This is a genomic window from Bacteroidales bacterium, assembly GCA_014860575.1.
In the GTDB taxonomy this organism is placed as follows: Bacteria; Bacteroidota; Bacteroidia; order Bacteroidales; family JAAYJT01; genus JAAYJT01.
In genome coordinates this window covers 18,435-31,494 of sequence record JACZJK010000014.1, presented here as the reverse complement: position 1 = coordinate 31,494, position 13,060 = coordinate 18,435, and the positions used below count along the sequence as shown (strand labels likewise).

General features: G+C 44.0%; 3 protein-coding genes. All 3 read right to left on the bottom strand.

Features of this window, described 5'->3' with window-relative positions; all coding sequences use genetic code 11:
* A partial coding sequence (locus IH597_02985) for a hypothetical protein (protein ID MBE0661408.1) occupies positions 1-1,139 on the bottom strand: 1,139 nt, incomplete at its 3' end.
* A gap of 369 nt (positions 1,140-1,508) precedes the next feature.
* Complete coding sequence (locus tag IH597_02980; GenBank protein MBE0661407.1) at positions 1,509-6,461, bottom strand: choice-of-anchor D domain-containing protein; 4,953 nt, start codon at positions 6,459-6,461, stop codon at positions 1,509-1,511.
* A 316-nt stretch (positions 6,462-6,777) separates the two neighbouring features.
* On the bottom strand, positions 6,778-12,780 hold the full coding sequence (locus IH597_02975; GenBank protein ID MBE0661406.1) for a S8 family serine peptidase: 6,003 nt from the start codon (positions 12,778-12,780) through the stop codon (positions 6,778-6,780).
* Between the last annotated feature and the right edge of the window lie 280 nt (positions 12,781-13,060).

Genomic DNA, 13,060 nt, shown 5'->3' with positions numbered 1-13,060 from the left:
GTATTATTATGTCTGGAAATGCTGTTGACAATGCTATTGGGATTAGGCGCCCAGGAAGTGGCAACCCCGGTACCTGCGTCTAAAGCAGCAAGATAGGTTCTGGGCTGCCCACCAATCTGTGTAAACCACCCACCCACGTATAAAGTTGAGCCATGCAGAAAGAGCGATAGAACTGTGCTATTTGGCGCAGGGCTGAAGGTTGGATCAACCGTGTTATTTGCAAGCACGCGAATAAGGTAATTCTTCCCACCTACACCGGAAAAACTACCGCCTACATACCAACCTCCTGCACCATCAGGTATGCTGGCATGTACTGTAGAATTTAGTATAGGAAAATTATTTTCAGGCAAGTCGCTTCCGGTGCCTAGCAAAGCGCCATATCTTGATAGCAGGCCTTGAGCGCCACTAAAAGAACCGCCCAGATAAATATTGTCGGCATCCTGTTCAATGGCATGAACGGTAGAATTTACCGCCATAATAGAAACCAGTTCAGCAGTGTTTGCATCAAGCATGGCGAAATAATTATGAGAACGGCCGTTTACAAGGGTAAAAGTACCGCCGGCAGAAACAATATCAGCATTCCTCTGAATGCTGTATACCGCACTGTTTAAAACCGGGTTCCAGGATGTGGCAGCGCCGGAAGTTGCATTCAGGGCAGCAAGATAAGTTCTGGGCTGGCCACCAATCTGTGTAAACCACCCACCCACGTATAAAGTGGAGCCATGCAAGTAAAGTGATTGGACAGTGCTGTTTGGCGCCGGGCTAAAAACCGGATTGATAGTGTTATCCGGAAGGATGTGAAGTAGTTGATTCTTTCCCTGTATATTTGAAAATGAACCACCAACATACCAGCCTCCCGATCCATCGGGAATAATGGCATTGACATCAGCAGCCAGGGAATTGAATTCCGGAATAACTTTTCCGTTATTATCGACCAAGGCAATACCCGCACCGCGAGAACCGGCCTGGGAAAAACTTCCGCCAATATATATGTTATCATCATCCTCAACCATCACGTTCACTGTGCCGTTGGTTGAAAATGAGGAGAGGTTCAGTGTTTGCGCCTGAACCAGGTTTAACGACCAAAGACTAAGGCTAAGAAACAACAGAAGGGTTGCATTAAAAGTAACTGTTTTCATGCACGTTAGGGTTTAATTGATTTAATTGTTTAGTAAGAGATAAACAAAGACCATTATTAACACTCGATTTTCTATAATGCTCCATAATAAAATGTTAAGATTTTGTTAAAAATACATTGTTATACAGATAGTTAAACAAACTGTAAACATCAACAACCAGTACCAATATTGCAAGAAATTGTCACATTGCTATAGTTTTACGCCAGGTAGAATTAAATCGCTGAGCTATGTATAATTAAGTAAGCAAGTGCTGGAAATTGCTTCGTCAGCAGAAGGGGATAAAAAAGAAAAAAAATTGCCGGTCGGTAAATTTACCAACCGGCAATTTTAAGAAAGTAAAGTAACAAAAATCCTGTAAAATTAACTGGTCTATTGCCTGATCACCCGCTGAATTTGCATTTTATCTCCATTCAGAACACGGATTATGTAAATTCCGCGTGGATGGCTTGAAAGGTCAAACTCATACTTCATGAAGCCCGATACTTCCTGCCTCAGGATTTGCTCGCCCATTACACCGTGGATTTCAACCATAACGGTTGAGGCAATTTCCGATAATTCAAGTGTGAACCTGCCGGTGGTTGGGTTAGGATAAACTTTGAAGAAGGTCTCAGTTGCTACAGTTTCAGGTGTTGTTTCCAAGGCCGATTGTTTTTCTTCAAGAACTGCCAGGATTGGAGGGGGTAAACCACAGTAATCGGCGGTGGTTGTGATTCGGGCAAGCAAATATCCCCCACTGTAAACCCGGGTTCCATCAAGCATAACTACTTTCTGGCCAGCCACCAGGTTCGCACTTCCTCCATTTTGAACCAGGAAGGTTGACCCGCCTCCACCAACTGTCAATGTATTTGTTGCTTCAAAACACATATCCTGTCCTGAACCAACCTCCACTCCTTCAAGGGTAACATTGGGAGCAATTTCACCGCCCCAATGAACTCTGCTGTGAGGATCCCATTCGTTAGCTTCGCCTGAGAACAATCCGCTGAAACCGCCAAAGTTTACGACCCCGGAATTTGCGGTCTTATAAACATTGTAATTGCCTCCCCATGTATTATTCGGGAAACTGGCATAGTTAACCGCAAAAGTCTGGCTATTGTTGATGGTCAGCAGCCTGCCGCCACTTTGTCCGTTTCGGAAAGTGCAGTAATGAAAAGCCTTTGAAGGATCAACAATGGCGCCTGGTTTAATGTTTATGCCACTTGTATTCATGTGTTCAAAAAGGGCATACTCCGCTCCGATTGTCCCACCGCTTTCAATATTGAACGCATAATTGCCTGTTGATATCCTTGATATTTTAGGCTGATCGGTAATCGTACCATTAAGTTCAAGCAAGCCGCCGTTGTTAACTGTCAGCGATTGAGAAGCTCCCATAAGTAACGAACCTACGCCATCAAGCGCTAGAATACCATTTGAGTTGATTGTTGCATTGCCTTGAACCGAAACTGCCACGGATCCGGTTCGGAACATACCGTTTTCGATTGTGAAGTTGTTCTGGATCGTAACCGGATCGCTGGTAACAAACATGGAAAATGCACTTGGCCCCCGGTTCACAACCAGGTTGTGAAAATTATTGCCGGTGTTGAAATAAATAGCTCCGTTTGAATTATTTCCGGTAATTTCAAAAGTGCCTCCAGTAGGCTGGAAAATTCCTGGGTTATTAACAGCAAATGCACCACCTATCCGAAAGACACCACCGGAAATATTTGTGGCTGCAGTAGCCATAAATTGAGGATGGTTGTTCGATAGTTCAAACAGCCCGCTGCTCATATTTAATGTTCCGTGAATATATGTCCAGTTATCGGTATCAGGTAGGTCGTTAATAAAGCTTCCATCTGCAATGGAGAGCAAACCTGTTGACGGGAAAATCAAGGCCCCGTTCAATAGTGAGGATGCACCTGAGTTCACGTTAAGGGTTCCTGAAATATTAAGTGATCCTGATGTATTGAAAACTGCATTCGAGTTGAATGATAATGATGCTCCGGTCTCAATGAGCGAATTGCCGCTGACAATCATTCCAGAGGGACCGGGAAAAGTCCAGTTGGCGCCATTTTTTATTGTCAGGTTGCCGGCAACATTAACAGGATAAATTGCCCTCAGATCTCCCGAAAGCAACACACCCCCGGGTGAAACAACAAGATTCCCGAAATGGGCTGTTGATTCTTCGGGGAAGTACATATTATTTATGTAGGCCGTGTTGCCTGTTCCGATTTGAGCATTTGTACCTTCGTTAAAATCCCAGATATTACTAATATTAAAGGTACCTGCCGTAATATTCGTATTCGAGCCTGAATTCCAGAATATAACTGGCGTTGTAAAATTGTTTCCGGCATTGTTCATGGCCAGTGTTCCACCATTATTGATGTTTGTTGTTCCGGCAACATCGCAGGTCCATGTACCAAGGCTGAATGTTCCGTTTTCAATGATCAGATTGCCTGAAATGCTCAGGTTGGCCTGATCAATTGTGGCGGTGCCGGAAGGTTTGTTAATGGTTAGATGGTGGATGCTGTTGCCATCTAAATCCTGAATTAACTGGCTACCAGAACCATCCAGGATAACAGTGGCATCAGTGAATGCAATGTCATAGGAGACGTTGTTATCTATCCTGAAATTTCCGCCACATCTGATTGTTCCCCCGGTAATATCGGACTGGCTGCCATCAAGAAATCGAACTCCACCGGCAACGTCAATTGTTTTGCCTGGCGCAAGCCGCAAGATCCCTCCGCTTTCAACTGAGAATGAACTATTAACAGTGAGAGTCCATGAGGCATCTATGGCAAACCTTCCTTCACGAACATCAAATGTGCCATTGCAAGTCATATCCTGCCACATCATTACCTGTGTAGTCGGCAAATCTTTAAGAACCCGTACATGTGTATAGGTGTCATTCTCATTGTCGTCATCCCACCATGTGCTGGATGTACCGTCAAAGTAAAGGTATGAAGTAGCACCATTCATTATAAACTGTCCGGCATCTGAATCAAAGTTGCCGTTAACATAGAAGTAACTTGTCGAATTCTGGGTAAGCAGTGTGCCTGAAGAAAGTACCAGGTTGTTGCAATATGCATTATTCCCGCCGCCAATTACCGGGGAATTGGGTTTGCCGGATACAATGGTAACATTGGTTGTTGCATCAGGAACGATGCCATTATACCAATTATTTGCCGTGGACCAGTCGGAACCTCCGGTACCTTCCCACCTGCCTGGAGTACCAATGTAAAAATTATGTGAAGTAGTTGCTGTAGTTTCGGAATCCAGCAATATATAATAGGTGGTTCCTGCAGTCAAAGACATTGAGCCATAAACTCCCGGGCTAAAAACATCATCAATACACGTCCAGCCTGTTGATGAACACGAACCTGACCTGTACATATAATCTACCCAGGTGTTATTGGTTGAGGTAACATGTAGCTGATATGTGCCGGTGTAAGGAGCGGTAAAATAGAAAAGACGTTCACGGCCGGGGCAGGTGAAACCACAATCTGATGCAGCGGAAGTATGCCATGAGCCTGTACCACTCCTTGAAAAAATGCCTGTATTTGCCACACCACCATTATTCAGATTTACTGCATCAGAACAAGGATTACCATGACCGGTTAAAGTGATGGTTCGTGGACTGGAAATATTATCTGCATTGTGAGGGATATTTAAGGTAGCGGTTTTATAACCGTTGCTGGTTGGAGAGAACCTTACCTGAATGACCCCGGATTCTCCCGGCGCCAGGTAAAGTGATGAAGACCCGACAATTGAAAACTGGCTGGAATTGGTACCGCTGATACTAGCCGACCCTGCTTCCAGGTTCAGATAGTTAGGCCTTGTACCCGTATTGTATACATTAACATTATAAGTCGTGCTTGTGCCAATATTCCTGGTTCCAAAGTTAAGCGCAGATGCAGGTGATGTTGACATTGCCACACTTGACCCACCACTATTCAACCAGTATTGCAGATTATTGTTTGAATACGATACACTGAATTTCCCCCACACATCATAGAATTCAGAAAAGTCACATCTGTCTGCGGTAAGGTAACACCAACCATATAATTGGCCAACCGCTTGTGCACTGGCATTAACTATTGGCGCTCCTGAACTGCCACCTAATGTTTGTCCACCAAGCTTTGTAGTGTAATGATAATTGGTTGTGCTTAAGCCTGTGCATGTCCATCCGGGGGATGTTTTATTTTGCATACGGGAGTATTTTTGCGGCGTTCCACTAGGATGATGAACCGAGTGCAAGGTGGTATTGTTAGACACAGCGGCTGTGCTCCAACCCAGGTAGTACCTGGTTCCACCCGGTTTTGCCTTCAACAGAACCAGTGTAAAATCGCTTTGACTGTTTGTAGCTATCAGGTTCGAACCATTAATAAGAATTGTGTTGGTATTTGTTGAACCATTACAACTAAGCGTATAAAAGTCGAACCTTGATTCGAGAGATGCAGCTGAAGTTTGTGAACTAAAACAGTGATTGGCAGTCAGTAAGAAAGGCTGCAGATCCCCGGGTCTTGTATCATTCAACAAGCCACCGGTACATATATAATACAAGCCCCCCACTAAAAAAGTAAGTTGTGCTGTACTTCCTCTCAAAATGTGAATGTTTGCATAGCCATTTGCATACGAGCACCTTGCATCTTCATAGCAATCCTCAGGCTGATCCAGTATGATATACTTCCTGTCCGTGTGAATTACACCTGAGATCGTAAAATATAGTTCTTCATCAATCAGGTCAACTGGTATTACAACCTGAAGTAATACATTGTCAGAAAAGACAGAAGTTGTATAAAAACCATATTCATCAATCTGGCCAATAAGATCTGATTGGTTTAAAGCCTGTTCATTCTCGCTGAACAAGTTTACACTTACACCATGCGGAAAGTATCCTTCCGAGAAGTGGATTCTTAGCTCATCAGCCTTATAAGATTGTATGAATGTGGTCCATACTACTAATTCATTATCTATTCTTGTGAGCCTTCCACCTGCAACAGTGATCTCACCAGATGCAGGGATCAGGACTTTGCTCAAATCAAATTGTATAGGGGCTTGAAGTTCCCTGTAAACGCCAATAGCCGGTGGACTAACTTCCTGTTCGATTTGATTTCGCTCCTGAGATGATAATGAATCCAGTGTGTGCCTTTCTGTTCCGGTCAAGGCACTTTGTGATGAATAAAACACAGGCGCATCCGGTTGTACATACCAATCTGGCATGGTATCCTCAACAGCTTCAACACTTACGTGATCAAAAGCTTGGGAATGTGTAACCTGTACAGTAAGGCTGAGCAACAGGCTTAGTGTTGCATTCAGCAGAAAAGTTTGGGTAATTTTTCGCATCATAATAAATTTGGTTTTTGGATTAATAGACATGTATTTGAAATAAGGGAGCCTAACAAAATCAGCACTCTTACATCCAAGCAATGGCTTTTTTGCATCATTTCAAATACTCGCTGTTTTTCATTAAATTACAATTTATAAAGATACTTACAGCCATAACTCATTACAATACATAGCAATAGGATATATTCCCAGCCAGAAGAGGAAATATATCCTACGAAATACTGATCTAAACACCACCACCCATCAGCGAGTCTCTGATGGGTGGTAATGAAAAACTTTGTATCCTTCTATTAAAGCACTGTGGGCAGCAGTCAGCTTATTGCCTGATCACCCGCTGAATTTCCAATTCATCTCCGCTCAGCACACGAACAATATAGATTCCGCGTGGCTGGCTCGAAAGGTCTAATTCATACATCATAAAGCCAGACACTTCTTGCCTCAGGATTTGTTCTCCCATCACACCGTAGATTTCAACCATTACGGTTTTGGCAATTTCAGATAATTCAATTGTGAACCGACCGGTGGTTGGGTTAGGATAAACCCTGAAGAGTCCTGATTCTTCGTTCAAATGAGTTGTAATTTCAGCATCTTCTGATTTTTCTTCACCAAATGCGAGCAAAGCCGGTGGTAATGCGCAATAATCGCTGGTAGTTGTAATGCGTGCAAGAACGTATGAACCATTGTGGAAATGTGTTCCGTCAAGCATTGATATTTTCTGCCCGGCAACAAGGTTCACAACTGCACCATTCTGAACATCAAAAGTGGTTCCACCTCCTGCAATTGTAAGTGTGTTTGTGGCCTCATAACATAATTCCTGGCCGTTTACGATATCCACTCCTTGCAGGCTAACCATTGGTGCGATCTCACCACCCCAATGCAGGCGGCTATTAGGGTCAAATTCATTGGTCTCACCCGAGAATAAACCAGTGTAACCACCAAAAGTAACGACTCCTGCAGTTACCGATTTATAAACATTGTAATTGCCTCCCCAAGTATTGTTAGGGAAATTAGCATAATTCACAGCAAAAGTCTGGCTATTGTTGATGGTCAGAAGCCTTCCCCCACTTTGCCCGTTGCGGAAAGTGCAGTAATGAAAAGCCTTTGAATGATCAACAATGGCGCCTGCTTTAATGTTGATGCCACTTGTATTCATGTGTTCAAACAGGGCATACTCCGCTCCGATTGTTCCGCCGCTTTCAATATTGAATGCAAAATTGCCAGCTGATATCCTTGATATTTTAGGCTGATCGCTAAGCGTGCCATTCAGTTCAAGTACGCCACCATTATTGACAGTGAGCGCCTTTGATGCGCCCATAGCCAATGAACCGGATGGGTTAAACTCAAGCTTTGCTCCGGCATTTATCGTCGCATTGCCGCCATTGGTTACTGAATTCCCTATCACAAGAGTTCCTGCGTCAACGTTAAGATTGCTAATTATTTTCACAACACCGTTCGTTAAGACAGTATTTCCGGATCTACCTGACGGAAAATCAAATTTTGGCCTGTCGCCTTCGTTCAAATCAGAGGATTGATTATCCAAATTCAGATCTCTGGTTACATTATCAGATACTTGTTCATCTTCCGAGCTCTCAAAACCGAGTAACGATCCTCCGGATTTATTCACCCGCAGGTTGTAAAAATGCGAATTATTATTTGTGTAAATAACTCTGTCGGCGCTACCATATAATTCGGTAAGGCCACCACTTGGATTGAAGTTGGGATGATTAATAAGAATCGAACCTGAGGACTTAATTGTTCCACCGCTTATAGCTGTTGTTAGCGGAACACCATTCTCAATAAAAATACCGTTGTCAATAAAATCGAGTACTCCGTTTGTGATCTGCACATGTGTTGGTGTACCACCAAAAGCCCACCAACTTTGTCCGTTGCCTCCAACGATTTCAAAGGTTCCTCCACTTATTGTGAAAGTACCTCGTAAATCTGTCCATTGTGCCGGATCCTGGTGTAAAGTAATTAAGCCATTGCTAAGGTTGATAGTTCCAAATATCCCATTGTTTGTAACATCAGTACATACAAAGCTTCCACCGGCAACACCAAGTGTTCCTCCCATAGTGAAGTTGTTCACAGTCACATTGGGTCCTGCATTGGTTAAATTGAGCTGACCGGTTGATAAGTCAAGTAAACCAGCCACATTTAGCGCGGAACCTGAAACAACATTGACATTGTTCGCAATAAAATTGTTAGCAATGTTTGCGGCGCCAGTAAACCTGAGTTCACCGCCACCGGTTTTAGCATTGGTAACATCATAGAAGTTGATTGGACCGTTCACATGTTGGTGATTTGCTGCTCCATCGCCATTGAAAACGACAAGCGCCTGCAATGGATTATATCCGGTGTGAGGGCTGCTGTTGGTAAAGTTTCCACCGACATTCAGAACCAGGGTATTGTTTTGTGGTCTTACCGTTCCGGCGCTAATTGTTAAGTGCCTTCTTACGGTAATGTTATTTTGATAAAACAACGTGTTCCCACTTACCGAATTATAAGTCAGATCATGAAACGAACTTCCTGGCCCCATAAAGAGATTTCCGTCGAATACTCCAGTAATTTCAACAACACCTCCTGTAGGGTTAAAGTTTGGAAAGTCCGCACTCATGGTAACACCTGCCCTAACAATCCCACCACCTATACTGGTAGAGGCAGATGCAGTGAAATTAGGAGCATTGTTGGTTAACTCAAACAATCCGCTTGCCATATTGAATGAACCGTTCAAAGTTGTCCACCCACCTGTAAAAGCATTATCGCTGATAAAAGTTGCATTGTCAATATTTATTGTTCCGCTTGCCGGGAAGGAAAATCCAGCGTTGACAAGGGAATTTGCTGATGAATTCAAGGAAAGGGTACCGGAAATATCCAGGGAACCAGACGTATTAAACACTGCTGATGAGTAAAAGCTAAGGGTGGCACCATTTTGAATTATTGAATTTCCACTTACTACCATACCTGAAGGGCCATTAAATCCCCAACTGGCACCGGTTAGAATGGTCATATTGCCAGCAACATTCACCGGGTAAATCGAACGGTCTTCGCCATTACCTGTTATTGCAGATAGGGGCTGAATGACCAAATTCCCGAAATGAGCTGTTGATTCAGTAGGGTATTGCATATTGCGGACATAAGCGGTATTTCCCGGAGTGATCTGCGCGTTGCAACCTGCTTTGAAATCCCACATAGTGTTCACATAAAAATTACCTGCCGTTACATTGGCAGTTGAGCCAGAATTCCAGTCGATAATCCCGGTTGTAAGGTTATTTGCTGGGTTTGTCATAACCAGCGTACCATAAATATCAGTTGTGCCTGCTACATTGCATGCATATCCGCCCAGACTAAATGGCCCTGATTGAATTGTGAGGTTTCCGGCAATGTTAAGATTTGCATTTCCGATAGATGCGGTTCCGCCAGGTTTATCAATGATGAGATGATGAAGCTGAAGACTGCCCCCATCAAGGTCTTCAATAAGCTGACTACCGGCACCATTCAAAACAAGCGTTGCGCCTGTAAGAGAAATATCATAGGAAGTATTATTATCAACCCTGAAGTTCGCTTTGCATCTGATAGTACCACCGGTTATGTCGGTATTGCTTCCATTCGCAAAATATACCCTTCCGGCAATGTCAATGCTTTTTGCTCCACTTAGGCGCAGGATTCCCCCATCTTCAACCCTAAAGGCACTTGTAGATGTATTTGTGACTGTCAAGGTCCATGATGCATCAATAGCGAAAATACCTTCCCTTACCTCAAATGTTCCGCTGCAGGTCATATCCTGCCACATGGTTAGCGTGGCCGTAGGAACATCTTTCAAAACTCTGATATTAGTATAGATGTCATTTTCATTATCATCGTCCCACCAGGTATTGGTTGTTCCGGCAAAATAGAGATAAGAAGTCGAACCATTCATGATAAACTGACCGGCATCTGAATCAAAATTTCCGTAAACATAAAAGTAACTTATAGAATTCTGTGTCAGCACTGCACCAGATTGAATTACCAACACATTGCAGCGTGCTGTTTTACCATCACCTATAACCGGTTGATATGGGGCTGATGATGGAATAGTAACATTCACTGTTTGCGTAGGCACATTGCCATCGTGCCAGTTTTTGGGGTTAAACCAATCATTGCTTTTTGTTCCGGTCCATAGGCCTGGAGTTCCAACCACCCTGATGGTGTAGTCCTCTGTTTCGCCATAAGTAACATTGCCACATGCCGGTGGAACAGTGCTAAAACCGACCCTAACCCTCATGGTTGTGTACCCACCCAAAGCATTGGCAGGAACGGAAATTGTTGTGCTGTAGGTTGGCCCTGCACCGCTTCCCAGAATGATATTTTCATTTGAATCGGCAAAGTCACCGTCCTGGTTCCAGTCAATATACACTCTGCCCAATGAGCTGGCTGCTCCTCCTGGCATTGTTACTGTAAGGGTCTGGTTACTGCCTTTGTTCAATGAGGTGACCAGCCCGCGGTAATCATGGTATCCCCCAGGGGCACGGCTGCTATAATTATTTACTGAACCAAACTGTACCCTGGAAATATATTCAAAGTTTGTGCTTGTGGCACGGGCATCACAGTATGTTTCGGCAGGAGGGACATTTAAGCCGCTAATGATCATTGCATATTCCTGCTGGCCTCCGGTGAGAGCGCCTTTATGATTAATACGCAATGTGTAAAACCCAGGGGCAGGCGTTTTTACATTTACCGTTTCAACATTGTCCCTGGTATTATCATTTTTATAAGCTGGCGACGAAGGAAAAGTACGGTTAGCCTGCCACGGTAAATAGGTTGCGCTACCGATGACCCTGAAATCAAGGTCGTTTACAAGCATATTTGCTGATGGGTTCAATGAAGCGGCAGGCGGGGTTCCGGCAGGATCGGTCCAGCACAATGTTACATTGATCTCCGAACCATCACTATAGTAAGTATAATCAATTGTTTGGCCGTTATTAAGAACACCCTGCACAATCAAACCACCTTCTGTATCATCCTGGGTGATCTTTTCAGCAGCACCCACTGCATCAAGCAATCCCCAGCCAAACATATAGTCAGGCCCATCGTTTGGACCGGCTTCATCGGCTGTATTTATTACGAGCCCTTTCAATGCGGCAGCACTCATAGCCCTGCCTCTGACATTTGTATAGTGTTCCTGTAGCAAAGCGAGTGTACCTGTCACGCTTGGCGAAGCCATAGATGTACCAGACATTGTAGTGTATGAAGCATTTCCTGCGCTGCTTGTTGAGTAAAGAGATGCTCCGTTGGCTACGATATCGGGTTTGATCCTGCCGTCATCTGCCGGGCCCCAACTTGTAAAAACAGTTGCTACGACATCCGCCGGATTAGAATAACCTCCTGGAATATCGTTCACAGCACCAACAGTGAGAATGTTTTTCGCAATGCCTTGCTGCGGGATACAATCAAACCCATCGGCACCTCCGTCCTGATCCCTGGTTGCTGTTGACCACACCCAGTTTCCACCACCATCTCTCACATAATGCCCGCCTGACCAGGTGTCGTCTCTATCATTTGCTGCCGCCCATACTATAAGATAATTGGGCGCATTCACTGCAACTATGTCTAGATCCCTGGCTGTTGCGTCATAAAAGCCAAATAAATAATCCTCAGTAGCGCTGATAGAAGTTGTGCCCCACCAATACATATTTCCCCCTGAAGAGTTCCACCCCCGGTTCCAGCCGTAGGAGTGATTAGATAAAGTTAAGCCTATAGCAGCTTCAGTAGCCATTTCAGCATAATCGTCAGTCCAATCGTACGAGCGCAAAGTTGCCTGACTGGCCATTCCCCGTGCTGCATTCTGAACTCCGCTGGCTACCATGGTTCCTCCTACATGGGTGCTATGGTTGCTTAATGAAGCGCCATCAATTATTGTTACCCGACCTCCGAACTCCTGGTGGGTGGTTCTCACACCTCCACCATCCCAGATTCCAATCAGGTAAGCATTTCCGTTAAGGTTAAGTCCTGTTGTTCCTCCCGGCCATAGCTGATTGGTTCCAGTAGTAATGGCAGAATTCAGGTTATAAGTGGTGTAAGCCTGTGGCATTCCTAGTTCATCTATGTATTGATATTCGGTTTCACCGAATTCGCTTTCAGTCCTGATTGACCAACCATTTTGGAGGGCCATTTTTTCTACTTCGGCTCTTTGCCTTAGATGTTTTGCGTGTAATGAGTCAGCCAATTGTAAAAGCTTTTCTTTTTCATGGTTTACAGGTTCCGGTCCCCTGTGCTGAGATGAAGCCAGCTGTGCCAATCCCATAAAAGAAATGAACAGAAAAAAAATTGTAATCTTCTTCATAAAATACTGAATTTAAATTATTTGAAATTGTTATTGAAAAAAATGCAAATCGGAGGAATAATATTTCTTTTTAGGAAAGCACAATGCTCTAACCCGAAAACAACACGCGGACAAAGATATTACAGTGATAAGCAGGCCTCAAAATGCAAATGCACGATATAATACCCGTTTATCAAGGAAATTTTACCTGCAAAAGTTTGATATAAATCTGGAATGTGACAGAATAACTCTACTGCGTTTTCCGGGATAAAGCAAGTTGCCGGCCTGAAAAATTTCAGAC